At 74.7% G+C, this 25,812-nt stretch carries 17 protein-coding genes; 4 read left to right on the top strand and 13 right to left on the bottom strand.

What is annotated here, in order from left to right:
- The 6 genes from ABT014_RS30405 to ABT014_RS30430 all read right to left on the bottom strand — a co-directional run.
- Nucleotides 1-4,757: WXG100-like domain-containing protein (locus ABT014_RS30405; RefSeq protein ID WP_350642458.1), on the bottom strand; the 4,757-nt coding region annotated here is incomplete at its 3' end.
- Between the two features lie 4 nt (nucleotides 4,758-4,761).
- Nucleotides 4,762-5,868 (bottom strand): hypothetical protein, encoded by a 1,107-nt coding sequence (locus ABT014_RS30410; protein WP_350642459.1) that lies wholly within the window; start codon nucleotides 5,866-5,868, stop codon nucleotides 4,762-4,764.
- A gap of 132 nt (nucleotides 5,869-6,000) precedes the next feature.
- Nucleotides 6,001-8,433 carry a WXG100-like domain-containing protein gene (locus ABT014_RS30415; RefSeq protein ID WP_350642460.1) on the bottom strand — a complete coding sequence of 811 codons (2,433 nt, stop codon included), beginning with the start codon at nucleotides 8,431-8,433 and terminating at the stop codon, nucleotides 6,001-6,003.
- Nucleotides 8,434-8,650: 217 nt separating this feature from the next.
- Nucleotides 8,651-9,199, bottom strand: a complete 549-nt coding sequence (locus tag ABT014_RS30420; RefSeq protein WP_350642461.1) for a hypothetical protein — start codon at nucleotides 9,197-9,199, stop codon at nucleotides 8,651-8,653.
- A 121-nt stretch (nucleotides 9,200-9,320) separates the two neighbouring features.
- Nucleotides 9,321-11,564, bottom strand: coding sequence for a WD40 repeat domain-containing protein (locus tag ABT014_RS30425; protein ID WP_350642462.1), 2,244 nt, complete (start codon nucleotides 11,562-11,564; stop codon nucleotides 9,321-9,323).
- A 115-nt stretch (nucleotides 11,565-11,679) separates the two neighbouring features.
- Complete coding sequence (locus ABT014_RS30430) at nucleotides 11,680-12,246, bottom strand: GNAT family N-acetyltransferase (protein WP_350642463.1); 567 nt, start codon at nucleotides 12,244-12,246, stop codon at nucleotides 11,680-11,682.
- A 651-nt stretch (nucleotides 12,247-12,897) separates the two neighbouring features.
- Here ABT014_RS30430 and ABT014_RS30435 point away from each other — a divergent pair.
- The gene (locus ABT014_RS30435) at nucleotides 12,898-14,025 is read left to right on the top strand and encodes a nucleotide disphospho-sugar-binding domain-containing protein (RefSeq protein ID WP_350642464.1); all 1,128 of its coding nucleotides are present in this window, start codon (nucleotides 12,898-12,900) and stop codon (nucleotides 14,023-14,025) included.
- A 194-nt stretch (nucleotides 14,026-14,219) separates the two neighbouring features.
- Nucleotides 14,220-15,437 carry a phosphate ABC transporter substrate-binding protein PstS gene (gene pstS, locus ABT014_RS30440; RefSeq protein WP_350642465.1) on the top strand — a complete coding sequence of 406 codons (1,218 nt, stop codon included), beginning with the start codon at nucleotides 14,220-14,222 and terminating at the stop codon, nucleotides 15,435-15,437.
- Nucleotides 15,438-15,474: 37 nt separating this feature from the next.
- Here the strand turns inward: pstS and ABT014_RS30445 are convergent, their stop codons facing one another.
- The 5 genes from ABT014_RS30445 to ABT014_RS30465 all read right to left on the bottom strand — a co-directional run bounded on the left by ABT014_RS30445 (nucleotide 15,475) and on the right by ABT014_RS30465 (nucleotide 21,165).
- On the bottom strand, nucleotides 15,475-16,668 hold the full coding sequence (locus ABT014_RS30445) for an ABC transporter ATP-binding protein (RefSeq protein WP_350642466.1): 1,194 nt from the start codon (nucleotides 16,666-16,668) through the stop codon (nucleotides 15,475-15,477).
- Between the two features lie 34 nt (nucleotides 16,669-16,702).
- A complete protein-coding gene (locus ABT014_RS30450) occupies nucleotides 16,703-17,533 on the bottom strand; it encodes a carbohydrate ABC transporter permease (RefSeq protein WP_350642489.1) in 831 nt (276 codons plus the stop codon).
- The gene (locus ABT014_RS30455; RefSeq protein ID WP_350642467.1) at nucleotides 17,533-18,459 is read right to left on the bottom strand and encodes a carbohydrate ABC transporter permease; all 927 of its coding nucleotides are present in this window, start codon (nucleotides 18,457-18,459) and stop codon (nucleotides 17,533-17,535) included. The genes ABT014_RS30450 and ABT014_RS30455 overlap by 1 nt, the downstream gene beginning before the upstream one ends.
- Nucleotides 18,456-19,736, bottom strand: coding sequence for an ABC transporter substrate-binding protein (locus tag ABT014_RS30460; protein ID WP_350642468.1), 1,281 nt, complete (start codon nucleotides 19,734-19,736; stop codon nucleotides 18,456-18,458). The genes ABT014_RS30455 and ABT014_RS30460 overlap by 4 nt, the downstream gene beginning before the upstream one ends.
- Nucleotides 19,737-19,881: 145 nt before the next feature.
- The gene (locus ABT014_RS30465) at nucleotides 19,882-21,165 is read right to left on the bottom strand and encodes an SUMF1/EgtB/PvdO family nonheme iron enzyme (protein WP_350642469.1); all 1,284 of its coding nucleotides are present in this window, start codon (nucleotides 21,163-21,165) and stop codon (nucleotides 19,882-19,884) included.
- A gap of 458 nt (nucleotides 21,166-21,623) precedes the next feature.
- Here ABT014_RS30465 and ligA point away from each other — a divergent pair, with 458 nt between their 5' ends.
- A complete protein-coding gene (gene ligA / locus ABT014_RS30470; RefSeq protein ID WP_350642470.1) occupies nucleotides 21,624-23,672 on the top strand; it encodes an NAD-dependent DNA ligase LigA in 2,049 nt (682 codons plus the stop codon).
- Between the two features lie 49 nt (nucleotides 23,673-23,721).
- Here ligA and ABT014_RS30475 read toward each other — a convergent pair whose 3' ends face one another.
- Entirely contained in the window at nucleotides 23,722-24,087 is a 366-nt protein-coding gene (locus ABT014_RS30475; RefSeq protein ID WP_350642471.1) for a YybH family protein, read from the bottom strand.
- Nucleotides 24,084-24,380 carry a muconolactone Delta-isomerase family protein gene (locus ABT014_RS30480; RefSeq protein WP_502895129.1) on the bottom strand — a complete coding sequence of 99 codons (297 nt, stop codon included), beginning with the start codon at nucleotides 24,378-24,380 and terminating at the stop codon, nucleotides 24,084-24,086. Before ABT014_RS30480 ends, ABT014_RS30475 begins: the two co-directional genes overlap by 4 nt.
- A gap of 237 nt (nucleotides 24,381-24,617) precedes the next feature.
- Here ABT014_RS30480 and ABT014_RS30485 point away from each other — a divergent pair, with 237 nt between their 5' ends.
- Nucleotides 24,618-25,799 carry a hypothetical protein gene (locus ABT014_RS30485; protein ID WP_350642472.1) on the top strand — a complete coding sequence of 394 codons (1,182 nt, stop codon included), beginning with the start codon at nucleotides 24,618-24,620 and terminating at the stop codon, nucleotides 25,797-25,799.
- Nucleotides 25,800-25,812: the final 13 nt, after the last annotated feature.

Consider the following 25,812-nt stretch of genomic DNA (forward strand, 5'->3'; position numbering starts at 1 on the left):
AGCACCTCGTTCGGGTTCGAGATCGGACGGTCGAACGACAGCCGCATGTCCAGGTCCTGCACCGGACGGTGCAACTCGACCGCAGCCACACCACCGCCACCACCGAGCACCACCGAACCCTCCGGCAGATCCAGCCCACTGTTGCCGAGGTGACCCATCACACTCTGCTCCAGCAACGCCGCAGTCCCCAGACGGAACTCGGAATCCACCATCTGCTCGTGCGTCATACCCTCAGGCGTGCCAGGACGGTACGGCGCCTCATCCGACCCACCACGAACATTCACGTCATCGTGAACGGTGCCGCTCTCGTGGACGTTTGCGCCACCGTGAACGTTCGCGCCTTCGTGAATGCTCGCGCCGCCGTGAGCATCGGGGGTCGGGTGAACGTTCACGTCGACGTGGTCGTTCACGCCACCGCGAACGTTCACGTCCTCGCGAACGCTCGGCGGCGGCGGCACCTGCCCGTGGCTGCCCCCGGCAGTCGCCGGCTGGTGGGTCGCGGGCTGGTGCGGCGCAGGGGTCTGCGGCAACGGCCGCTGCGGGGCCGGGCGCTGCGGCGCGGCGTGCTGCGGCTGCTGCGGTGCCTGCTGGTGGGGCGGCTGCTGCTGCGGTGCCTGCTGGTGCGGTGCCGGCTGGTGCGGCGCGGGGGTCTGGGTCCCCGTCGAGGCCGGCGGCGTGTGACCGCCGGGCGGCGTCGCGTGCGGGGTCGCCGGGGCGGGGGTGACCGGGGCCGGGGTGACCGGGGCGGGGGTGGGGTTCTCCACGCGCTCCGTGAAGTCCCGCAGCCCCTCGTACATGTCGTTCTCGGCCCGGACGGCGTTCACCGGGTTCGCCGGGCCGTTGTGCACCGCCGTCGGGTCCGGCCCGTACAGCCGCTCCAGCAGCGGCACCAGGGCCGGCTCGTTGGCTCGCACCCAGGCCGGGCCGTTGTTGCGGTCCTGGCCGGTGTGCGGGTCGGTGCCGTGGTTGGTGCCCAGGTACGCGTTGGTGACCTGCGCGAAGTACTCCAGCTCGTCCCGCGAGGCGTAGTTGTCGACGGGGTTGTTCTGGAGGTCGTGGCGCGGCCCGTCGCTCCAGACGGCGTTCGGGTCGTTCCGCTTGTTCTGGTAGCTGGTGGTGATGGTGGACCGGTCGCCCGCCTCCAGACCGTTCAGGTGAATGGTGTGGGCGAACTCGTGCGTCGTGGTCGAGTAACCGTCCTGGTAGTGCGTGGCGTTGCCGATGGTGGTGTCCTCGCCGAGCAGGTTCTCCTCGGTGACCGCCGCGCGGCGGCCTCCGGAGCCGCGCACGTCGTCCCAGCCGCGGCCACCGCCGGACGCGCCGCCCGCCGTGGTTCCGCGCATGTCGTGGAAGGCACTGACGTCGGTCATCGAGACGTCCTTGGGGACGATCACGAGACCGGCGCCGTTCTTCAGCAACCTGGCTGCCACGTCCGGGTCCTGGAGCATCCGCTCGGCCTGGGCCTGCGCCTCGGCGCGGGCCGAGGCCGGGCGTCCGGCGCGGGGGTCGACGTCGACCATCAGCTGGGCCGCGGTCTTGGCGAACTCCTTCGGCGGCAGGCCCGCCTTGAGCGCGTCCACGAACGCCGGGTCCTTCGCCATCCAGCGTCGCTGCGCGGGCGGCAGCACTGCCAGCGCTCCCGCACGCTCGTGCGGGGTCGCCGTCGGCAGGTCACGCACCAACGCGTCCGCATTGGGCGGACGGACGGTGGAGAACCGCTGCTCGCGGCCGAGGTCCTGGGCCGTCTGGTCGACCCGGCGACCGTTCTGGCGCAGCGCGTCCAGCTCGGCCTGCCGCTGGTCGCGCTGGGTCTGGTGGATCCGGTCGGCGGCCTGTGCGCTCAGCGGGCGGTTGAGACCGCCGGTGGTGCCGTGGTTGCCCGCAGCGCCCTGGTTGCCGCTGGTGGACGGTGCCGAGTTGGACGGGTGCACCGGACCGAGACCGGCCTGCCCGGTGTTGTTCCCCGTGCCGGTCGGCTGGTGCGGCGGCGGGGCGGCGTGCGAGGCCGCGCCTCCCTGGGTCGGCACGTGGACACCGCCCATGCCCGGGACGCCCTGCGGCGTGCCGGTCGCGGTGGAGGCGTCCGCCGCGGGTGGCGGCGGTACGGCCGCCGGGTCGTTGGTGCGCGAGGTGTGGTCACCGCCACCGGCGGGCCGGAGGGTCGGCACGGACATCCCGCCGAGACCGGCGGTGTCCAGCCGGCTGGTGCCGGCGTCGCCGTCGGGGTCGTGCGGGGTGGCTCCGCCGTGGTCACCGGCGGCCGACGGGTGCGGCACCGAGGCCCCGGACGAGCCCGCCGAACCGACCGGACCGGTCGGATGCACGGTCGCGTGGCTGCCGGACGGGACGGTCGACGCCATCGGGACGTGCGACTGGACGGGCGTCTGCGTGGGCGTCTGGCTGGGCACCGCCTCGTGCGGCGCGGAGCTCACCACATGCTCCGGACCGGAGTGCGTCTGCACCGGCGGGGCCTCGTGCGGCGTCGCGCTCGGCACGTGCTCGGTACCGGCGTGCACCTGCGGCTGCGCCACCGGCGACTCGTGCGGGGCGGCCGACGGGATGTGCTCCGTACCGGCATGCACCTGCGCGGGCGAACCCTCCGGCGTGCTCCGCGCGAAGATCTCCGGCGTGACGTGCGACTCCGCACCACCACGCGGCGCAGGAGCCTCCTGCGTCACCGGCGACTCGTGCGGAGCAGCGGTCGGGACGTGCTCGGTACCCGTGTGCGCCTGCGGCTGCGTCACCGGCGACTCGTGGGGCGTCGCGCTCGGCACGTGCTCGGTACCGGCGTGCACCTGGGCGGGCGGGGCCTCGTGCGGCGTGGCACTCGGCACGTGCTCGGTACCGGCGTGCACCTGCGGCTGCGCCACCGGCGACTCGTGCGGGGCGGCCGACGGGATGTGCTCCGCACCGGCATGCACCTGCGCGGGCGAACCCTCCGGCGTGCTCCGCGCGAAGATCTCCGGCGTGACGTGCGACTCCGCACCACCACGCGGCGCAGGAGCCTCCTGCGTCACCGGCGACTCGTGCGGGGCAGCGGTCGGGACGTGCTCGGTACCCGTGTGCGCCTGCGGCTGCGTCACCGGCGACTCGTGCGGGGCCGGAGCAGCGTGCGGCTCGGGGGCGGCGTGCGTGGTCGAGGCAACGGGGGCGTCGGCTGCCCGGATGTGTTCGCCGGAAGCCGTCGCCGGAGCGGGAGTCGGCTCGGCGGCCCGCGGCGCGCTGTGCTCGACGGGCGCGCTCTGCTCGACGGGCGCGGTGTGCTCGACGGGCGGGGTGTGGACGGGGCTGTCCGTGCCGCCCGCGCGGTCGGTGGTGGTCGGCGGGGCCTGGTGCGGCGCGGGCGAACTGCCGCCGGTGGGCGGCGCCGTGTGGTCGGCCGAGCCGTGCTGGGTCTGCGGGGTGGCACCGGGGCTCTCCCCGGTGCCGTGGCTGCCGGACGCTGCCGGGCGGTCGGAGCCGAACGGCACCAGACCACCGGCGCCGCCGCCCCTGGGCGTACCGCCACCGGTCGGTGTGCTGCCGCCGCCGTCGCCGGCGTGGCTCGCACCGCCGCTCGCACCACCACTGGCGCCGGCACCGACGCTGCCGCCGCCACCGCCGCCCGCGGTCGCCAGGGAACCCGAGCCGGAACCCGAGCCCGAGCCGCCGGAGCCGCTCGACCCGCCGGAGCCGGTCGAACCGGCACCCGGCCCGTGGAACGCGGAGGCCGAGGTGTCGGGCTTGGAGAAGGTCGGGGTGCCGTCACCGTGGCCACCGGCGCCGATCGACGAGCCGCCGCCGACCGAACCGCCGATCGGCGCACCGCCCACCGGCTCGCTCTTGGGCGGCGGGCCGCTGTGCGGGGTGGGGATGTTGCCGGGGCCGTTGAAGCGGCCCTTGATGTTGGAGGCACCCGCCTTGAGCCCGACGGCGGCGCCGCCGCTCAGGCCGGAGCCGAGCAGGCTGCCGCCCTCGACGTGGCCGGTGGTGATCAGCTGGGTGGAGACGTCCGCGCCGACACCGACCGCGGCGCCGTGCACCATCTTGCCCGGGACGGTCGACATCGCGCCGGCCAGGCCCATCTTGGAGCCGGCGCCGCTGAGGCCCTTGCCGATGAGGTGGCCGCTGGCGCCGGCGACGGCGCCGCCGAGGGCGTTCTGCCCGAGCTCCTTCATGTCGATGCTCTTGCGGTGACCCTCCATCACCTCGATGCCCTGGGCCAGCAGGTTGATGGCGGCCATCTGGGCGGCCTGCTTGGCCGCGAACTCCAGGGCCTCCTTGAGCAGCGTCTTGAGGATCTGCTGGACGACCGTCCGGCTGATGCCGACGGCGACCGGGATCTGGGCCAGCGAGACGCCCGCGGTGAACGGTGCCTCCGCCTCCGCGGTGGCAATCTCGAACGCCAGGATGCCGAGCTGCGCGATGATCTGGATCTTCGCGGTCTCGGCGGAGTTGGCCATCGCCTCGAGCATGTCGCCCATGCCGCTGCAGGCTTGCACCAGTCCGGGGAAGTACCCCGGATCGGCTTCGGTGCCCTTGCCGACGGTGAACTGGTCCCAGTGCTTGGACAGGGCCTTGGCGGCCTCGCCCTCCTGGCCCTCCAGCGCACGCTTCAGCGCCGCGTCGGCGGATTTGCCGGCGTCCGCCAGGGTTTCGGAACCCTGGCGCCAGCGCTCTGCCATGTCGCGGAGCATGTCTTCGTCGGCCTCCGGCCAGCGGGTGCCGGCCAGGAGGAGGAGCACCCACTGCAGGGGCTCGGGCAGCTCGACTGCCATGGGATCAAGCCCTTCCGGTGGTGTGCGTGCTCGGGCGGCCCTGGGCGATGCTCCCCAGGGCGCCGGTGGGGATGGTCGGGTGGACGGGGGCGGAGTACGTCCCGACCTGCGGCGCGGCCGACGGTTCGCCGCCACCGCCGTCGCTCTGGAAGACAGCGGTGGTGGCGTCCTCGGCGTTCTGGTAGTTCTCGGCCATCGCCTTGAGCCCGTCGGCGATGTAGCGCACCGCGTCGGGCATGCCCTTGAGGCCCTTCTGGGTCTCGGTGCTGTACTTCAGGTAGCCCTTCTCACCCTCCGCGAACTTCTTGCCCGACTCGTCGTTGCCCCACGGGGCCGTCGACTGGGTGTGGTCCAGGAACGAGGTCAGGCCGGTGACCAGCTGGGAGAGCTGGTCGGCGGCGGCAAGCAGCGGGCTGACCGCGGCCATGTACTGGGCCGGGTCGACCTTGAAGCCGGTGCCCGCGGAGCCGCCCGAGCCGCTCGGGGCGCCCTGCTCGCCGGCCGGGGCGCGGCGCTTCGCGGCCTCCGCACCGTCCGGGTCGGTGGCCGCGGCCCCACGGGTGGCGGCGGTCCCGGGCGCGAGGTCGGTACGCCGGGTGGCCTCGGTCGGGCGCAGCGCGTCCCGCGCAGCGAGGTGCGCCGGCTCGGTCGGGCTCAGCATGTCCTGAGCGGCCAGCCGCGGGCTGGCCTCGGTCGCCCGCAGCGCGTCATGGGTGGTGGTCGGCGTGGCCTCGGTCGCCCGCAGCGCGTCATGGGTGGCGAGGTGGGCCGGCTCGGCCTGGACGGCCTGCATCCGCTGGAGGGGCTCCGCGCGCTGCAACGGCTGCAGCTGCTCGGCGTGCTGGAACGGCTCCGCCTGCACGGCCTCCATCCGCTGCAAGGGCTCGGCCCGCTCGAACGGCTGCAACTGCTCGACACGTTGTACCGGCTCGGCCCGCTGGAACGGCTGCAGCTGCTCGACGCGCTGGAGCGGCTCCGCCTGCACGGCCTCCATCCGCTGCACGGGCTCCGCCGCAACCATCCGGGCCTGCTCCATCGGCTGCAGGGGCTCCGCCGCAACCATCCGCGCCTGCTCCATCGGCTGCAGCGGCTCGACCTCGACCGCCCTCATCCGTTCCGTCGCCTGCAACGGCTCCGTATGTGCCTGCTCATCCATGGCGCTTCCAGTTCGACTAGGTCCGGGTCCTGGCGGGGTGACCGGGACGGGGGTGGCGGGGGGAGGTCGGGGCGGCGGGCCCCCGGCTCATCGCGAGCCGGCGGCGGGTGCCGCGCCGGCCTGCGGGCCGCCCTCCCCACCGCCGGTGGCGAGCCGGGCGAGCGCGGCCCGCAGGAACGGGCTGGGCACCTGGTAGCCGCCCTCCTCGCGGAGCGGGGCCGGGCGGGCGGCCTCGCCCGCCGCGCGGGTGTCCCCGGCGGGGGCCGGGTCGGCGTCGGGCCGCCCGCGACGGGCCGCGGCCGACCGGGCCCGGTCGAGGTAGGCGTCGTCCTCGCCGGAGCCGGTGGACTCGGTCCGCTCGCTCCCGCCACCGGTGCCGCCGGTACCGGACCGGTCGCCCGAGCGCTCCGAGGCCGCGCTGCCCTCGCCGCCCGCCGTGGTCCGGTCGGCCTGGTCGCCGCCCTCGGTCGAACCGCTCTCCGTCGAACCGCTCTCCGTCGAGCCGGCCGCGTCGGGGCCGAGCAGGGCGGTGGCGAGCTGGTTGAGCAGGGCGTTCTCGCCGCCGGCCGGCTGCCCGGCCGTGGTGTCCTCGGCGGTGTGCGGGGCGTCCGGGTCGTCGCTGCGGGCGGAGTCGAGCCACTGACGGCGCATCCGGCGCCAGCGGCGGTCGTCGTGCTCGAAGTGTCCGGCCTGGCCGCTCACGCCGGCGTCGGAGAGCGCCGACTCCTCCTCGTCCTCCCAGCCGTTCTCGCCGAAGCGGCTCGGCCGCACGAAGCGGTTCCCGCCCTTCTTCTCGCCGCGGCCGCCCGCGCCGCCCATCCCGCCGGGGCCGTGGCCGCCGGCCATGCCGCCGGCGCCGGCGGTCCGGGTGGCACCGCTGCCGGTGCCCGTGCCGCCGACACCCGATCCGCGTCCGGAGGACGAGCCGCTGCCGAGTCCGGAGCTCGAGCCGCCGCGCAGCGTGCCTTCGCCGCTGCCGCCGGCCATGCTGAGGCCGGAGGGCTTGCCGGGGGTGATCCGGCCGCCGGCCGCGGAGACCGAGCCGCCGCGGGCACCGCCCCCACCGCCCACGCCGCCGCGGGCACCCCCACCGCCACCGCCGCCGAGCGCGCCGCCGACGCCCCCGCCGGTGAAGCCGCGTCCGGTGCTGCCGCCGATGGTGCTGGCCCCGGGGCGCGCCCCGGAACCGCCGATCGCGCCGATCCGGGCCGGGGTCGCCCCGCCGGGGGCTCCGGTGTAGCGGGTCGGGGTGGTCCGGGATCCGCCCCCGAGGTTGCCGGTGCTGCCCATGCCGGGGCTGCCGCCGAACGGGAAGCCGCCGCTCCCGAACGGGGAGCCGCCGAGCGTCCCGGTGCCCGTGCTGCCGCCGGGGCCGCCGCCGGTGCCCGTCCACGGGACGAGCGGGGTGGGGGTGAAGCTGCCGCTGCCCCCGCCACCGCCGACCGACCCGGGGCCGCCGGTCAGCCCGGAGAGGCCGAGGCCGGGGGACGTACTGGGCTTGAAGACCGGCATTCCGCCGCCACCGCCGTTGATGCCGCCGGTCCCACCGGTGCCGAGGCCCGCGCCGGGCACCGTCCGGCCGACCGGCGAGGGCGCCTGGAAGGGCTGGAGGGAGGAGAGTTGCGGCTTGTACGCGCCGGCCCCGGAGCCGCCGCCCGAGCCGCCGCCCATCCCACCGGGCATCCCGCCCGTCCCGCCGAACGCACTGCCACCGGCGCCGCCGAACGGGCTGCCGCCGGGCCCGGACATCCCGCCGACGCCGCCGGTGCCGCCGAAGCCGTCGGTGCCGGTGAGCGCCCCGGGGGCGCCCGGCATGCCGGCGCCCGGCGCGCGCTGCACGCCGTCCATCGCGGTCAGCGAGTCCAGGCCGGTGGCGGAGGGCTGCTGGAGGGTGCTCGGGTCCAGGGAGGTGGTCGTGCGGGGGCCGCTGGTGGTGGAGTCGCCGCCGCCGGAGGAGCCGCCGAGGTGGGCGACCTGGCCCGCGCTGGTCATCCGCTCGACGTGGTCGGCGCTCTGCCGGAGCATCGTGTCGACGCTCGAACCGACCTGGCCGACATAGGTGTTGTAGGTGTCCGCCGCGGTCTTGATGCCTTCCGACTGGGCGATGTCGTCGTGCTTGCCCGCCGGGTTCTGCTCCATGTAGTCCTTGGCGTACTGCAGTTCCCGGACCATCTCGCTCTTGGTCTGGGTGACCGCCTGCTGCGCGCCGCGCAGCGACTGGGCCATCGCGCCCGCGGCGTCCAGGGTGGTGGCGGTGTGCGCCTGGTCGCTGCCCGCGTACTTGCGCAGGTAGCCCTCGAAGCTGTCGGCCGCGGCGCCGGACATGTTGGACATGGCCCGGCTGGCGCTGGCGACGATGGTGCGGATGGCCGGTTCGGCGGCCTTGTTCCACTCCTCCCAAGCGGCGGCGAGCTCGCCGAGCAGTTCCTCGTCGGCGTCGGGGAAGAGGATGCCGGAACCGTGTTCGTTGCTCTGGACGACCTTGAGCACCTCGGCGAGGTCGGACGGGAGCTCGATCATGGGTGGGTCGCTCTTTTCGGCTGGCTGGCCGGCTGGCCTGGGACGGGCGGTGTGACGGGTGACGGAGTGCGGTGCACCGGACGACACCTGACAGGACGTCGTTCGGGGTGGCGCCGTTCCACGATCGCGGAGGTGACGTGAACACGGCTCCGGACGCTGCCGCGGCAGCGGGGTGCGGCCCGCGCGGGGACGGAAGGTGCCGCCCGGGCCGCCGGGACTAGATAAGCATGTGCCCGCCGGCGGGCGCGTGCGGCTCCTCGTCGGTGTAGGCCTCGGCCTCGTTGTAGTCCAGCTCGGGCTTGTCCGGGTTGTGGTACTCCGGGCCGCCCTGGCCCGTGCTGCTGGTCAGCGCGATCGGGTCCTTCTCCGGGAGCCGCGGCGAGACCTGGGTGAGGTGCGCCGGCTTCAGGTCGCCCTCCGCGCGCGCCCCGTTGAGCTGCCCGAGTTCGGCGGCGTGCGCCTCGTCGGTCTGCCGGTAGCGCTGGCAGATCAGCTCCAGGTTGGACGCCAACTGGGCCGAGTTCGCGAGGTACTTCTGCACCCCGTCGAACACCTGCTGCTGGTGGTCGGGCACCCCTCCGACGGAGGAGCCGCCGCCGGTGAGCGACTTGCCGACCGCGTCGGTGCCGTACACGGTCGGCTTGATCTGCTTCATCACGGCCGCCAACCGGGCGGTCGGCGCCTCCAGTTCGTCGAGCATGTTCCGGATCGCCTTGGCCGCGGCCTCGACCTCGTCGAGATCGATGGAGAACGACGTACCGCTCACGTGTCCCAACCCCTCTTCCCCCCAGGCTCGCGCCCGGTCCCATCCGGCCCGGTCCCCACGATGGCCCGGGCCGCTTGACGATCACTGAACGCCGTTCCGGCGGACGGAACGGCGGCCTGCCTCAGAGCGTGGTCGCGCCGCCGGGGCCGACCACGTGCAGCCCGGCGTCGCCGAACGCGATGGCGAGCGGGACCCGGTCCAGCCCGGCCTCGTTGAGCAGCGTGCCGCTCGCGACGTGCCACAGTCGCAGGGTCGCACGCTGGTCGCCCGCCGCCAACAGGGCCTCGCCGTCGAGGTTCTGGAAGACCATGCTGCGCACCGCGGCATCGCCCCCGACGAGTTCGGCGGCCCGGGTGCCGTCGTGCGCGTCCCACAGCAGGACCCCGCCGTCGGCGCTGCCCGCGACGACCACCTGCCGGTCGCCGAGCACCCCGAAGGCGAGCGCCTCGACCGGGCCGCCGAGACCGGTGAGCACCGCGCCGGGCCGGCCGTCCTCGGCGTCCCAGAGCCGGACCACGCCGTCCACGCCGCCGGTGGCGACCGTACGACGGGTGCCGACCGGGCCGACCGCCAGCGCGGTCACGCCGCGCGGGTCGGCGGCCAGCCGCAGCAGCGGGCTGCCGGTGAGGGCGTCGCGCACCCGGACGGTGCCGTCGGTGCCGGCCGAGACCAGCAGCGCGCCGCCGTCCTCGGCGGGCTCGGCGAAGGCCAGTCCGGTGACCGCCCCGGTGTGCGGGGTGGGGACGGACAGCGTCACGCCGTCGCGCGGGTCCAGGCAGCGGACGGCGCCGGTGGCGGTGCCGCAGACCACCAGCGGGCGGTCCGCGGCGTGGCAGAACGCGACCGAGGTGACCGGCCCGCCGTCCGGTTCGGTGACCCGAAGTTCGGTCCGCAGGGTGGCGTCCCACAGCCGCAGGCTGCCGTCGCCGTAGCCCGCCGCGAGCACCGGGCGGCCGTGCAGGTCGCCGGCGGCCAGCGCGTTGACCGGGAAGCCGGTCTCGGCCGGGGCGCACTCGCCGAGGCTCGCGCCGGTGGCCGGGTCCCAGAACGTCAGGCTGCCCTTCTCGTCGCCGGTGACCAGGGCGGGGCGGCCGACCGCGGTGGCGACGGCGAGCCCGGTGAGCCAGCGGCGCTCGGACGGCCAGCCGTGCACGGCCGAGCCGGTGTAGACGTCCCAGGTGCGGATGGTGCCGTCCAGGGCGCAGGAGGCGAGCAGCGGGTCGGCGTCGCCGGTGAGGAAGGCCAGGCCGGTGACCGTGCCGGAGTGGCCGGTCAGTTCGGCGATGTTCTGCCCGGTGGCGAGGTCCCAGAGCCGGATCGTGCTGTCGAGTCCGGCGGAGGCGAGCAGCGCCTGGTTGCCGATGGTGAGCACGGCGAGCACGGTGACCCGGTCGGTGTGGCCGACCAGCAGGTGGAGCTGCTCGCCGGTGGCGGCGTCCCAGACCCGGACCAGGCCGTCGTCGCCGGCGGCGGCGACCAGGTCGAGGTCGGCGCAGCGGGCGTGGCACAGTGCGGCGGCGCCGTGGCCGGCGACCGGGAGCAGGCCGAGCGCGCGGCCGTCCTCGGCGTGCCAGGCCTGGACCTCGCCCTCGCGGCCGGCCGAGAAGACCAGCGGCACGCCCTGGACGCTGCCGGCGGCGACGCTCTGCGCGCCCTCGCCGCCGGCGGTGCCGTGCAGCAGGGCGCCGGTGGTGGCGTCCCAGACCTGGACCGCGCCGTCCTCGCCGCCGACCGCGAACAGTTCGCGGCCGCCGGCGGAGCCGAGCGCCACGGCGGTGGGCAGGACACCGGCGTCGGTGTCGGAGCCGCCGAGTGGCTCGGCGTCGTCGAGGGCGACCAGGCCGAAGCCGAGGCCCGGCTCGGCGAGCGCGTAGGCGGCGCGGCCGGCCACGGTGCCGATGGCGGCGGCCGGACGGGCGTTGGGCTCGGCGGGCGTCGGGTCGGGCTGGTCGAGGGCGATCAGCGCGCTGGGCAGCCGGCCGCCGGCGGACGGTTCGAGGATCTGCGCGGCCAGCGTCTGCAGGGCGTTGCCGACCCCGGGCAGCGGCGCGGCGGTCCCGTCGTCCCAGACCGAGTCGCCGGCCGGCAGCACGCCGAACGCGGCGAGCCGGCGGCCGCCGGGGGCGGCGCTCTCCAGCGCCGGGTCGTCCGGCGCCAGGCCGGGCCGCGCCTTGCGCAGGGCCGACAGCACGCGCTTGAGCATCGCGGGGTCGATCCGCCCGGTGCGCACCACCACGGCGTCGGGGGTGCGCCGGCCGACCCGGATCGCGCCCTCGGCGTCGACCGCCAGCTCCAGGTAGCCCGTGGCGAGCCCCTCGTCGCCCGCGGTGAACAGCAGACCGTGCTCCGCCGGTGCTTCAGACACCGTGTCCGTCAACGGAGTTCCGGTTTCCACCGACATCTCGCTCTCCCTCTCCGACGGTCTCCCGCCGGTCCACGTTTCGCCGCGCGGCGCCCCCCGCGAGCGTACTGATCCGGTGTCAGCAAAGGTCCTCAGGTACCAGAGTGGCGTAGACCGCGTCGTGCAGCCGCTGGGTCCGCGAGCTGCGGAACAGCTCGGGCCGGAAGCCTGCGCGACGGAATCCGATGTATGCACCAACCACCTGAACCGGCATATTATCCGCAGCAGCGTACGCGTCAATTCGGCGCAGTCCGAGCTGCTCGAAGCCGAAGCGGCACACCAGGCGCAGAGCGGCGCTCGCCATCTTGAGGCTGCGCGCCCCGGGCAGCAGCCAGACCGCGGCCTCGGCGGCGGATTCGGCGGGGCGCAGGTCGACGAGTTCGGCCCAGCCCACCGAGGGGCCGTCGTCGAGCGCCACCGAGAAGTAGGCGGCCCGGCCCGCGGACCAGAGCAGCGGGGGGACTTCGGCGATCCAGCGCTCGGCCGCGGCCAGGTCCCGGTGCGGGACCACCCCTTGCATGAATTCGCGCACCAGCGGGTCGCGGGTGCCGGCGAGGACGGTGGCCGCGTCGCGGGCCTCGGGACGGCGGATCACCACCTGACCGTCCACCAGGGTCGGTACGGGCAGCGAGTTCAGTGGATGCACGGCAAGCCCCCCTTTCGGCACGCCTGCCCATCATCAGACCACCTCTACGCGCGAAGATCAACCCGCCTTCCGGCGGGGGCGGCGCAGCTCGGAGGGGGTGGCGGGGCCGTCCGGCCGTCCGGTAGGACACGAAGCGCCCCCGGCCCGGAGCACCCACCGGGAGCACCCGCCGGGAGGGCCCGTTCCACCCGGCTACCGCCCGCGCGGTAAGAGAGTCGTAAGAGTCGGGAGCCAGCATCCGCGTCCTCGATGGCGCGGACCCGAACGGCAGCGGGCAGGGCGGCGTCCTGCCTCGGTCCACCAGGTGGAGCGGTCCTCGGACCGCCCCCGGGCCGGGCGGACGACCGCCGCGAACCGGCCAAGGTGGGCCGTACCCGATCGGCCCGGCAGCGCCGGCAGCTGCCCGGGGCCGGTCGGGACGTCCCGGCGCGCACCGCACCGGCCCGCGCGCCGAGGCCAGGATTCCGGCTCCCGGCCGGTGTCGGCGGCCCCGCGGAGCACACCGCGCGCCCGCCGGCAAGGGCCGTGCGAGAACGTCCGATTATCGATCGTGTCGGGAACGAACTGATCCTCCGTCGGTTGAAGGCAAGGGGCGGCACCGTCCGCCCACCCCCGTTGTCGACCAGCCGAAGAACGACCAGGGAGCCCACCGTGCGCATACTCTTCACCGGACCTGCCGCGCCCAGCCACCTCTTCCCGATGGTGCCGACGGCGCAGGCCCTGCGGGCCGCCGGGCACGAGGTCCTGTTCGCCAGCCCCCAGCCCGTCGAGCAGCTGCGCGAGGCGGGCTTCCCGATCGTCGAGATCGGCGACGGCGGATCCCTGCGGGACTCCTTCGCGGCCGTCTCCGACGAGGAGACCCGCTACGCCCGGCCGGACCTGGACCAGGACCAGATCCTCGACCTGGCCGCCGCCGCCTTCGCCCACGCCTCCCGAGCCACGGTGGACGACCTGCTCGCCGTCGCCGGCGACTGGGGGGCCGACCTGCTGGTGCACGACTCCTGCCTGGCCTCCGCCCAGCTGGTGGCGGCCAAGCTCAAGATCCCCGCGGCGCTGCAGAACTTCGGCCTCACCTCCGGCCTCGACCTGGCCGCGCGGCTGGCCGACCACTTCACCGACCTCTACGAGGCGCACGGCGTCGCCGGGCCGGCCGCGACCACCCCGCTCAACATCGTCCCGGCCTCGCTCGGCGGCGACCCGGGCGGCCTGCGGATGCGCTACCTCCCCTACAACGGCGGCGGTGTGGTGCCCGCCGAGCTGCTGCGCCGGGGAGACCGGCCGCGGGTCGCCGTCACCCTCGGCACGGTGATCACCCAGCTGGACGGCGTGCACGCGATCACCCGCCTGATCGAGGCGGCCTCCTCGGTCGACGCCGAGTTCCTGCTCGCCGTCGGCGACGCCGACCTCACCCACCTGGGCACCCTCCCGGCCAACGTCCGCCCGCTGCCGTGGGTCCCGCTCGCGGAACTGCTGCGCGTCTGCGACGCCGTGGTCCACCACGGCGGATCCGGCAGCACGCTGACCGGCCTGCAGGCGGGCGTGCCCCAACTCCTCCTCCCCCAGGGCGCCGACAACTTCGCCGTCGCCGACGCCCTCACCGCCACCGGCGCGGCGCTGCGCTCGGCCTCCGAGGGCGTCGACGCCCCGCTGCTCACCCGTCTGGTGAGCGACCCCGCGCTGCGCGAGGGCGCCGCTCGCCTGCGGGCCGAGAACGACGCCCTGCCGACCCCCGCCGCCATGGTCCCCGCCATCGAGGCGCTGGCGGCCGGCCCGCGCTGACCGACCGACCGGGGCGCGCTCCATCCGGAGTGCGCCCCTTGGGACGGTCGAGCGCCGACGACGAGCGGGGAGACTGGGGCAACCGGCTGACGCGCGCGTCCGGTTCCGCTGGTCAGCGTGTCGGTCGGCCCGACCGCAGGGGCTCTTGGCAACCATGACGACTGGAATTCATCCAGGCCACCCAGGAGACTGCGATGCCCCCTCGGGCCACCTTCCCCCTCGTCAGACCCCTCACCCACGGCGCGCTGGTGCTCGCCTGCGCCGTCCCACTCGCCGCCTGCGGCAGCGACCCCGCCTCCCCGCCGCCCGCCGCCACGAGCACCCAGTCCGCGTCCGGCTCCGGCTCGGCCTCCGCCTCCACCTCGGGCTCGGCGTCCGCCTCGGGCTCCACCTCCGCCTCGGCCTCGGCCTCGGCCTCCGGGACCACGATCGCGTGCGCCGGCAGCGGGCAGCTGCTCGGCGCCGGTTCGACCGCGCAGGCCAACGCCATCGACGTGTGGAAGGCCGCGTACGGTTCGGCCTGTTCCGGCGCCACCATCACCTACGGTGCGAGCGGTTCGGGCGCCGGCATCCAGCAGTTCAACCAGGGCAAGCTCGCCTTCGCGGGCTCGGACTCCGCACTGAAGCCGGCCGAGGTCGACGCCTCCAAGTCGGTCTGCACCGGCGGGCAGGGCATCGACCTGCCGATGGTCGGCGGCCTGGTCTCGATCGTCTACAACATCGACGGCGTGGACAACCTGGTGCTGGACGGCCCCACCATCGCGAAGATCTTCAACTCGCAGATCACCACCTGGAACGACCCGGCGATCACCGCGCTCAACCCGGGCACCACCCTGCCGTCCGCGGACATCCAGACCATCCACCGCGGCGACGACTCGGGCACCACCGACAATCTCACCCAGTACCTGGCGAAGGCCTCGGACGGTGCCTGGCCGTACCCGGCGGCCAAGGCGTGGGCGGGCCAGGGCGGCCAGTCCGCGAGCGGCAGCGCCGGCGTCTCGGCCCAGGTCAAGCAGGTCAAGAACTCGATCAGCTACGTCGAGCTGTCGTTCGCCCAGACCAACAACCTGGACAGCGCCGCCATCGACACCGGCGCCGCCACCCCGGTCCAGGCGACCCCCGCCAACGCGGCCACCACGCTGGCCGCCTCCCAGGTCACCGGCACCGGCAGCGACCTGGCGCTGACCCTCGACTACGGCACCCAGCAGGACGGCGCCTACCCGCTGGTGCTGGTCACCTACGAGATCGTCTGCGACAAGGGCAACAAGTCCGGCTCGCTGGACCTGCTGAAGTCCTTCTTCACCTACACCGCGAGCAACCAGGGCCAGCAGGCCATCGGCAGCCAGGGGTACGTCCCGCTGCCCGACGCCCTGACCTCCAAGGTGCAGGCCGTGATCCCCACCCTCAGCTGAGCCCCGTCCCGAGCTGAGCCCCGCCGGGGCCCGCCCGTCAGGGCCGGGCCCCGGTGCCTTCGGACCGGGTGAGGTTGCTGCCGGTGACAGGGTCGAAGACGTGGATCCGCGCGGTGTCGATCCGCAGCTCCAGGGGCTCGCCCTCGGCGGCGCGGGTGGCGGGGCTCAGCCGGGCGACCACCTGGTGACCCTGCATGCCGGTGTCCGCCCGGCCGGAGTCGGCCGCGAGTTCGGCGAGTTCGGCCGAGCCGGCGGGGCCGCCCTCCTCGGTGAAGTGGACGAAGACGTCGGAGCCGACCGACTCCCGCACCTCGACGGTGACGGTGCAGGTCAGTCCGGTGGGCCGGTCCTCGGCGAGGGTGGCGTCCGCGAAGTCCTCGGGCCGGATGCCGACGATGAGGTCGCGCGGGGCGTCCTGCCGCTCCAGCCGGCGGCGCAGGCGGTCGTCGAAGGGCAGGTCCCCGAGCGAGGTGCGCAGCGCGCCCTGTTCCAGGGTCGCGCCGAGGAAGTTCATCCCGGGTGAGCCGATGAAGCCGGCGACGAACAGGTTGACCGGTGCGTCGTACAGGTGCTGAGGGGTGCCGATCTGCTGGACCACGCCGCCGCGCATCACCACCACCCGGTCGCCCAGGGTCATCGCCTCGACCTGATCGTGGGTGACGTAGACGGTGGTGGTGCCCAGGCGCCGTTGCAGCGCGGCGATCTGGGTGCGCATCTGGACCCGGAGCTTGGCGTCCAGGTTGGAGAGCGGCTCGTCCATCAGGAAGGCCTTCGGGTCGCGCACGATGGCGCGTCCCATCGCGACCCGCTGGCGCTGGCCGCCGGAGAGGTTGGCGGGCTTGCGGTCGAGGTGCTCGGTGAGGTCGAGGATCCGGGCGGCCTCCTCCACCTTGGCGTTGATCACGGACTTGTCGGCCTTGGCCAGCCGCAGGGCGAAGCCCATGTTGTCGCGGACGTTCATGTGCGGGTAGAGCGCGTAGCTCTGGAACACCATCGCGATGTCGCGGTCCTTGGGGGCGCGGTCGTTGACGACCTGGCCGTCGATCCGCAGCGTGCCGTCGGTGATGTCCTCCAGGCCCGCGATCATGTTGAGGGTGGTGGACTTGCCGCAGCCGGAGGGCCCGACCAGAATGACGAACTCGCCGTCGGCGATGGTGAGGTTGAAGTCGCTGACGGCGAGGGCGCCGTCGGGGTAGCGCTTGGTGATGCCGTCGAGGACGATCTCGGCCACGGTCTGCCTTCCTGATCCCGCCGTGGTGGGCGGGTCATCCCTTGACTGCGCCGGCGGTGAGGCCGGCGACGATGCGGCGCTGGAACAGCAGCACGAAGATCACGATCGGCACGGTGATCACCACGGCCGCCGCGGCGATGGACCCGGTGGGCTGCTGGAACTGCGAACTGCCGGTGAAGAAGGCGATCGCCGCGGGCACGGTGCGGGCCGCGGTGGTGGAGGTCAGCGAGATCGCGAACAGGAAGTCGTTCCAGCAGAAGATGAAGACCAGGATGCCGGTGGTGAACACCCCCGGCGCGGCCAGCGGCGCGATCACCAGCCGGAACGCCTGGGCCGGGGTCGCGCCGTCCACCTTGGCGGCCTTCTCCAGGTCCCAGGGGATCTCCCGGAAGAACGCGGAGAGGGTGTAGATCGCCAGCGGCAGCGAGAAGGTCATGTACGGGATGATCAGCCCCGGCCAGGTGTCGAAGATGCCGAGCACCCGCTCGATGTTGAACAGCGGCGAGACCAGCGAGATCGGCGGGAACATCGCGATCAGCAGCGACATCCCGATCAGCAGCCGCTTGCCGGGGAAGCGCAGCCGGGCGACGGCGTAGGCGGCCATGGTCCCGAGCACCACCGCGATGGTGGTGGCGATCACCGCGATGCCGATCGAGTTGATCAGCGCGCGGGTGAACTCCGAGGTCTGGAAGATGCCGCGGTAGTTCTCCCAGGTCCACTTGCGCGGGATGAAGTCGCCGTCGCCGAGCGTGCTCGGGTCCTTGAAGGAGAGCGCGACGATCCACCAGACCGGGAACAGCGCGTACAGCACGACCAGGAGGTTGACCACGCCCCAGCCGGTGAGGGTCCTGCCGCGGTGGGACATCATCGCCGCTCCGGTTCGCCGCCCGGCGCCGCGGCGCCGAAGATCTTGATGAAGACGAAGGCGATGACCGCCACGCACAGGAAGATCAGCACCGAGATCGCCGACCCGATGCCGAGGTTGAGGGCGGTGAAGAGGTTGTCGTAGCCGAGGATCGAGACCGATCCGGTGTCGTTGGAGCCACCGGTCAGCACGTAGATGTTGTCGAAGATCCGGAACGCGTCCAGGGTCCGGAACAGCAGCGCGACCAGGATGGCCGGCTTCATCAGCGGCAGGATCACCAGCCGCAGCCGCTGCCAGAAGCTCGCCCCGTCGACCATCGCCGCCCGCACCGTCTCGCCCGGGACGAGGGCCAGCCCGGCGAGCAGCAGCAGCGCCATGAACGGGGTGGTCTTCCAGATCTCGGCCAGGATGATCAGGCCGATCGCCTGCCACTGGTCGGTCAGCGGCGCGCTCCCGGCCGGCAGCAGCGCGGCCAGGTAGCCGGTGCCCGGCGTCCACGCGTACTGCCAGGAGTACGCGGCCACCACCGTGACGATGCCGTACGGGATGAGCACGGCGGTGCGCACCGCGCCCCGGCCGAAGATCGCCCGGTGCATCACCAGGGCGAGCGCCAGCCCGAGGACCAGTTCGATCGCCACCGAGACCACCGTGATGAGCACCGTCACCCACAGCGCCTGCCACCAGAACGGCGAGGACAGCACCGCCCCGTAGTTGGCGAGGCCGACCCAGTGCGCCTGCCCGGGGAAGCGCAGGTCGTAGCGCTGCAGCGAGAGGTAGACCGCGTACGCGATGGGGTAGGCGGTGACGGCGACCATCACGATCACCGCGGGCGCGCAGAGCAGCAGGCCGAGCCGGCGCTCCTGCCGGGCGCCTTCGGACAGTTGGGCCCGCCCCTGCCCGGTGGCGGCCTTCGTGGACGGGCTCACGGGATCAACCCCTTCGAACCGAGGGCGTCCTCGATCTGGCCGTGCAGGTCGGCGACGGTGCTCTCGGGCCGGATCGAGGCGGGCGGCGAGAGCGTGTGCGAGATGGCGATCGACACGTTCTGGTAGGCCGGGGTCTGCGGGCGCACGCTGGCCGTGTCGAGGGCGGCCAGCACCTCGGCCGCGAAGGGGTAGCTCTCGGTCAGTTCGGCGGCCTGGTAGAGGCTGCGCAGCGAGGGCGGCAGGCCGCCCTCCAGCGCGTTGGTGAGCTGGTTCTCCCGGTCGCGCAGGCAGAGCGTCGCCTCGAAGGCCAGGTCGGACTGCCGGGTGTAGGCGCCGACCGCGAGGTCGATGCCGCCGATGGTCACGGTGGCCGGGCGGTCGGCGGTGACCCCGGGGTAGGGCGCCCACTTGAAGTGCGGGAACAGCTCGGGCTGGTTGGCCTTCATCGAGGGGTAGACGAAGGGGTAGTTGAGCTCGAAGGCGGCCGTGCCGGACTCCATGGCGAGCCGGTTCTCGTCCTCCATCTGGTTGGGCAGCGAGGGGTCGGCGGCCGCCGAGACGGCGGTGTCGTGCATGATCCCGGCGGCGACCACGGCCGGCGGCCCGAGCGAGGGCGCCTGGGCGTCCGGGGTGAGGATCGAGCCGCCGGCGCTGGTGACCAGGGTGTTGAACCAGACCGTCAGGCCCTCGTACTGGGCGCCCTGGATCTCCACGTAGTGCGGCTTGCCGGCCTTGGCGAGCGCGTCGGCCTGGGCGAGCATCTCGGCCCAGCTGCGCGGCGGGGTGGGCACCAGGTCGTCGCGGTACCAGAGCAGTTGGGTGTTGGAGTTGTACGGGGCGCCGTACAGCTTGCCCTGCCAGGTCGCGGTCCGTACCGCGGCGTCCAGGGTGTCGGCGGTGGCCTGCTGCTTCGCCGCGCCGGTCCACTCGCGGATCCAGCCGGCCTCGGCGAACTCGGCGGGCCAGGTGACGTCCAGGCCCATGATGTCGACCCCGGCGTCGTGCGCGGCCAGCCGGCGGACCAGTTGCTGGCGCTGGCCGTCCGCGGTGCGCGGCAGCTTGTTGTACTGGATCCGGTAGCGGCCGCCGGAGGCCTGGCCGCAGCGGTCGGCCGCCTGCTGCAACGCCCCCGAGTCGTCCGGGAAGTTGTACCAGTTCAGGACCACGGTGCCGCCGCTGCCGCCGCCGCTCCCGCAGCCGGCCAGCAGCGCCGCCGCCAGCACCAGGGCGGCGGCCGCCGCCGGCAGCCGGCGGCGGGACCTCGGGTGCCTGGGCATCGCGCTCCTGCCGTCGGGGAAGCTGGCTGGCCCACGCTACGGAGCCGGGCGGCCCCGCACCGGGGACACTCCCGGTGCGGGGGGCCGGATCGACCGGACGGCGTAGCGGGCCCGAAGCCCGTCGGACGCGGCAGGTGAGGCGGCGTCAGGGTGCGCAGGGACCGCGGTCGCCGACCACGCCGACCCGGAAGCCCAGCCACGGGTAGGTGTGGCTGAAGAAGGCGTTGTCCTGCGGCTGGAGCCCGACCGCCGAGGGCCACATCTGGTACGCGGGCGCGTTGGACACCCCACCGTGCTCCCGGCGCCAGACCCGCGCGGAGTCGCCGCCGGCAGGCGGGGCGGTGATGGTGTCGGTCCACTCCACCGCGTTGCCGCCCTGGTCGAGGGTGCCCCACGGCGAGGTGGTGCGCGCCTGGCCGACGGTGCTGAGGCTGCCCTGGTACGCGGCGCGGTAGGCGATCGGGTCCAGCCCGAACGGGTTGCCGGTGGCGCAGCGGGCGGGCAGCTCCTGGCCGGGGCACCAGCTCGGGGCGGGCAGCCCGTCGGCGTGGTAGGAGGCCAGCGGCTGGGTGGCGGCGTTGACGACGTCGCCGGTCGCGGGGTCGAGCACGGTGGGGGCCGGGGCGGTGGCGTCGCCGTCGCCGAACACCCCGGGGTTGGTCGGGTACTTCCAGTACGAGTAGGTGCCGCCGCCGCTGGGGTCGTAGTAGGCCGCCTTGATCCACTCGTCCTGGCTCGGCACCACGAAGCCGGCGTCGTGCGCGCGGGTCGCGTCGGGCCGGCCCAGGTCGTACATCCCGCGCTCGGTCTGCGCGGACAGCTCGACCTGGTAGCCGGTGTACTCGAAGCCGCCGGCGCTGGTCGAAGTCTTCGCCAGCAGGCGGCCGTTGTAGAGCGAGTTGACGAAGCGGGCGGCCTTCAGGAAGTCGGCGAAGCCGTACGGCTTGTCCGCCCACTGCGGGTACGCGACCGAGTAGTGCCGGCCGTCCGGGGCGTCGGCCGAGAAGTCGATCGAGCCGTACTTCGGCCAGGCGGCCGCGCTCTCCGAGCGGTCGTACAGCCCGTGCGGGTCGCGGCCGGTGCGGTCCGCCGTGTTGAGGAAGGCGACCCACTGGCCGACCGTGACCTCGAACTGCCCGATCTCGTACGGGGCCGCGACCGCGCCGACCTGGAGGCAGTCGGTCGAGCCGGGCGGGGCGTCCGCGCAGGAGCGGTAGAGCGCGTCGGTGAACGGCACCACCGCCACGGACGGGTTGCCGGGCGCACCGACCTTCGCGGTCGTCACGGTGACCACCTCGCCGTGCCCGCCGCCGCCCGCGGGCGTGCGGTCCGAGGCGGCGGCGCCCGCGGAGGGGGCGAGCAGCACCGTGGCGCCGCACACGGCCAGGGCGGATCTGAGCAGGCGGGCGCGAGTGGGGGTGACGGGCATGGGCGTGCCTTTCGGGACGGGACGGGGCGGGCGCTCACACGCTAGGACACCCGTCACGCTCCGCGGTCGAAGCATCACGGGGTCGGGGTAGGGGCGCGGCCCGGTCCGCCCGATCGGCGTACGGCGGGCGGGCCACCGCGAGCCCGGTGGCATGTTCGCGCCCGAAACCTTCCTGGTCGAAGCACTGGTCACGGCGCGTCAGCGGTTCTAGGATCCCGTCCACGGCAGCTCCACCACCCCGTAACGGGCTGCTGAGCAGGTCGGCCACGCGGCGTGGCCGGCGCCTGTCGCGCCGGGGCCCGCGGTCTCCACCGCCCGGGCCCCGGCCGCGCGGATCCGCACGGCGGGCGGCACTGCGGCGGCGCGGCGGCGGCACGGATCCGCACGGCGGGCGGCGCGCCGAGCCGCCGGGCGGCGGCCGTCGAACAGATGTCAGTGCTGGTCGGGATGATGGATCCATGACCGAAGCTGCCTCGCTGGCCTCCCCCACCGCCTACGCCGACGCCGTCGCCACCGCCGTCCGGGCGGCCGCCGCCTACTACGCCGACGGCTCGACACCGCTCGGCGACGACGAGTACGACGCCCTGGTGCGCGGCATCGAGGCGTACGAGGCCGCGCACCCGGGCGAGGTGCTGCCCGACTCCCCCACCGGCAAGGTGGCCGGCGGGGCCGCCACCGGCGACGTGCCGCACAGCGTGCCGATGCTGAGCCTGGACAACGTCTTCTCCGCCGAGGAGCTCGCCACCTGGGCGGCCGGCCTGGAGCGCCGGCTCGGCCGACCGGTGGACGGCTGGTGCGTGGAGCCCAAGCTCGACGGCCTGGCCGTGGCCGCCCGCTACCGGGCCGGCGCGCTGGTGCAGGTCCTCACCCGCGGCGACGGTCTCGCCGGCGAGGACATCACCCACTCCGCCGACGCCGTGCTCGGTCTGCCCGCCCGGCTGGCCGAGCCGCTCGACCTGGAGCTGCGCGGCGAGGTGCTGCTGACCCAGGAGCAGTTCGACCGCGCCAACGAGGTGCGCACCGCGCACGGCGCCACCCCGTTCGCGCACCCGCGCAGCGGCGCCGCCGGGACGCTGCGGGCCAAGGACCGGCCGTACCGGGTCGAGCTCACCTTCTTCGCCTACGGCGCGCTGGGCCTGGACGACCTCGGCCACGCCGCCCTGCTGGAGCGGCTCGCCGAGCTGGGCGCCCACACCGCCGCCGCGACCGCCGCCCACCCGCAGCGCTGCGCCACCGTCGAGGAGGTCCAGCAGCGGGTCGCCGAGATCACCGCGCTGCGCTCGGCGCTGCCGTTCGGCATCGACGGTGTCGTGATCAAGGCCGACACGGTGGCCGACCAGCAGCAGGCCGGCTCCGGCTCCCGGGCTCCGCGCTGGGCGGTGGCCCGCAAGCTGGCGGCCGAGCACAAGGTCACCCGGCTGCTGGAGGTGGAGTGGAACGTCGGGCGGACGGGCATCATCGCGCCCCGGGCCGTCCTGGAGCCGGTGGTCATCGACGGTGTCACGATCACCTACGCCACCCTGCACAACCCCGCCGACATCACCCGCCGGGGGCTGCTGCTGGGCGACCGGGTCTTCGTCTACCGGGCCGGCGACGTGATCCCCCGGGTGGAGGCGCCGCTGGTCGAGCAGCGCACCGGCGAGGAGCGGCCGATCGTCTTCCCCGAGGTCTGCCCGCGCTGCGGCGATCCGATCGACACCTCGGAGCAGCGCTGGCGCTGCTCGCGCGGGCGCAGCTGCCAGGCGGTCGCCTCGATCCGGTACGCGGTCGGCCGCGACCAGCTGGACATCGAGGGGCTGGGCGGCACCCGGGCCGTGCAGCTGGTGGACGCCGGCCTGGTGGCGGACGTGGCCGACCTGTTCGCCCTCACCCGGGAGCAGCTGCTCGGGCTGGAGCGGATGGGCGGGACCAGTACGGACAACCTGCTGGCCGCGATCGAGATCGCCCGCGACGCCCCGCTCAACCGGGTGTTCTGCGCGCTCGGCATCCGCGGCACCGGGCGCACGATGTCGCGCCGGATCGCCGCCCACTTCGGCTCGATGGCCGCCGTCCGGGCGGCCGACGCGGACACGCTGGCGGAGGTCCCGGGCATCGGGGTGGAGAAGGCCAAGGTGATCGTCGCCGAGCTGGCCGAGATCGCGCCGGTGCTGGACAAGTTGATCGCGCAGAACGTCGGCACGGCGGTCACCGAGCCGACCGCGGCCGCGACCGCCGGGGCCGACGCGGCCGAGGCGCCGGCGGAGGGCCCGGGCGGTCCGCTGGCCGGCGAGAGCGTGGTGGTCACCGGCAGCATGGCGGGCGGCCCGCTGGACGGCCTGTCGCGCAACGAGGTCAACGAGCTGATCGAGCGGGCCGGCGGCAAGGCCTCCTCCTCGGTCTCCAAGCGGACCACCCTGCTGGTGGCCGGCGAGAAGGCCGGCTCCAAGCGGGCCAAGGCCGAGGAGCTCGGCATCCGCATCCTGACCCCCGAGCAGTTCGCCGAGCTGGTCGAGGAGCAGCTCGGCTGACCCGCCCGGCGCGGGCGGCCGCACGGGGCCGCCCGCAGCCCGTCGCCGGTCAGCCGAGGTGGGAGACCTGGTAGTGGCTGATCCGCCAGCCCTGCTCCGTCCGGGTGACCAGCACGCCCAGCTGGACGGTGAGGGTCGGGCGGTCGAGGAAGGCGAAGTCGACGCTCAGGTAGCCGAGCAGCAGGCCCTCGGCCGGTTGGCGGGTCTCCAGGATCCGGTAGGTGGCGGTCATCCCGCGCGGCTGGGAGTCGTAGTACGCGGCGATGCCCGGCCGGCCGACGGTGTAGGGGTGCAGGCCCTGGAAGATCGCGTCATCGGTGAAGCAGGCGGCGATCCGGTCGGGGGCGTGTGCGTCGACGGCCGCCTTCCACTCGTCGAGGACGCCGCGCAGGACCGGCTCGCGGTCGGCGCTCACCGGGTGCCGGCGGGGTCGTTGGGGTGCGGGGTGAGCGGGGTGACCTCGTCGGTGCGCCAGATCCGCAGCGGCATCGAGGCGAGGACCTCCTCCAGCCGGTCGGCGTCGTCGGCGGCGAAGAGGCCGAGCGAGCGCCACTCCCCCGGTTCCAGCGGCGGACGCCACAGCCGCAGCAGGTGGCCCTGCGCCGCGAGCTCGCGTGACCGGGCGGCCTCGCGGGTGCGGATGTCCTCGACGGCCTGCTCCGGGGTCCCCGCCGGGACGTGGGTGGTCATCGTGACCAGGAACTCCATGATCATCTCCTTCCGGGCGCGATCCCCTCCAGCATCCGGCCTCCCCGCGCCCACCGCTCGCGCGGACCCGCCGGCCCGCGCCGCCGTACGGGTGAGGGCGGGCCCGGCCCGGGTCGGCGCCGACCGGATCAACTGGCCCTCGGGAAAAGGCTGTTGAGGCGGCTTCCGGCAGCCCCGTCCGTACACTGAGGGCAACGAGTACGTCGTCGACAGTTGCGCCGATGCGAAGGCGAGGCCATGACCGACTCCTCCGTTCCGCCGCCCCCTGCCCGCCGCCGCACCGAGCGGCCCCTCCCGGGCGCCCCCGCACCCCTGCCGCGTTCGCCGCTGGACCGGCTGCTGATCCAGGTCCGCCCGGAGCGGGTCGGCTACGTCCGCGATCAGGTCGACCCGGCCCGCAGCGGCCTGCTGGTGACCGGCCCCCGCGCCCTGCGGAAGGTCGCGGAGCTGCGGCGCGGCGGCCACGCCGGGGTGCTGCTGGCGGATCCCGCCCACTACGAGGAGGAGTTCGCGAGCGCGGCGGAGCCGTTCCGTGCGCCGGCCGGCCAGTTGCTGCTCGACGACCCGCTCGACCAGGCGGTGCACGACCAGCTGGCGGTGGGGGCCGACGCCGCGCTCACCCCGACCGGCTACCTGCGGGCGGGCGACCTGGCGGCCCTGACGGCGGCCGCTCGCCGGGTGACGGCGCTGGACGACGCCCGCGTGGTCCTGGTGGTGCCGGCCGACGTGGGCTGGCTGCGGGGTGACCGGGTCGAGCGGTTCGCGGCGGTGCTGGAGTCGGTGCCCGGGACCAAGGCGGTGCTGCTGGGCGGACAGCTGGACCCGCTCGCCGGGCCTCCCGGCGCGCTGGCGTCCCTGGTCCGGCTGCTGACGCGGGTGCCCGGGATCGCCCTGCTGCGCAGCGACCTGGCGGCGTTCGGTGCGCTCGCCCGCGGGGCCGCCTTCACCGCGTACGGGGCGGGGAGCGGGCTGCGGCACATCGTGCCGCCCGGCGAGCCCGCGCGGAGAGCGGGCGGGCCGACCTCGCCCGCCGTGCTGTTCCCCGAGCTGATGGGGCTGTTCCTCGGGCGGACCATCGCCGACCGCTACGCGGCCGCCCGGGTGCCGGTGTGCCGGTGCGCGGCGTGCGGGTACCGGGAGTTGGACAGCTTCGCGAGCAACCGCGAGGCCGTGCCGGCGGCGCTGCACAACACGGCGGTGCTGATGGGCTGGCTGGGTGCGCTGCACGGGCAGCCGCCGGGACCGGCGCGCGAGCGGTGGTGGCAGGACCGGTGCCGGGCCGCGGTCGATCGGTACCCGGTGGTCAACCTCGCGATCGGGCAGCCGGACGCGTTCCGGCCGCCGCCGCAGCTGCGGCGATGGGTCGAGCTCGGCGGAGCCGCCGCCGGGGAGCCGGCCGACGCCGTGCCGGTGCGCTGACGGCCGCGTGAGC

Source organism: Kitasatospora sp. NPDC094015 (assembly GCF_040304075.1).
In the GTDB taxonomy this organism is placed as follows: domain Bacteria; phylum Actinomycetota; class Actinomycetes; order Streptomycetales; family Streptomycetaceae; genus Kitasatospora.

What these genes read in the sequence shown, in the direction of transcription:
- ABT014_RS30460 (WP_350642468.1), bottom strand. Translation starts at nt 19,736, where the DNA reads ATGCCCAGGCACCCGAGGTCCCGCCGCCGGCTGCCGGCGGCGGCCGCC.
- ABT014_RS30450 (WP_350642489.1), bottom strand. Translation starts at nt 17,533, where the DNA reads ATGTCCCACCGCGGCAGGACCCTCACCGGCTGGGGCGTGGTCAACCTC.
- ABT014_RS30410 (WP_350642459.1), bottom strand. Translation starts at nt 5,868, where the DNA reads ATGAGGGCGGTCGAGGTCGAGCCGCTGCAGCCGATGGAGCAGGCGCGG.
- ABT014_RS30480 (WP_502895129.1), bottom strand. Translation starts at nt 24,380, where the DNA reads ATGGAGTTCCTGGTCACGATGACCACCCACGTCCCGGCGGGGACCCCG.
- ABT014_RS30415 (WP_350642460.1), bottom strand. Translation starts at nt 8,433, where the DNA reads ATGATCGAGCTCCCGTCCGACCTCGCCGAGGTGCTCAAGGTCGTCCAG.
- ABT014_RS30485 (WP_350642472.1), top strand. Translation starts at nt 24,618, where the DNA reads ATGACCGACTCCTCCGTTCCGCCGCCCCCTGCCCGCCGCCGCACCGAG.
- pstS (WP_350642465.1), top strand. Translation starts at nt 14,220, where the DNA reads ATGCCCCCTCGGGCCACCTTCCCCCTCGTCAGACCCCTCACCCACGGC.
- ligA (WP_350642470.1), top strand. Translation starts at nt 21,624, where the DNA reads ATGACCGAAGCTGCCTCGCTGGCCTCCCCCACCGCCTACGCCGACGCC.
- ABT014_RS30465 (WP_350642469.1), bottom strand. Translation starts at nt 21,165, where the DNA reads ATGCCCGTCACCCCCACTCGCGCCCGCCTGCTCAGATCCGCCCTGGCC.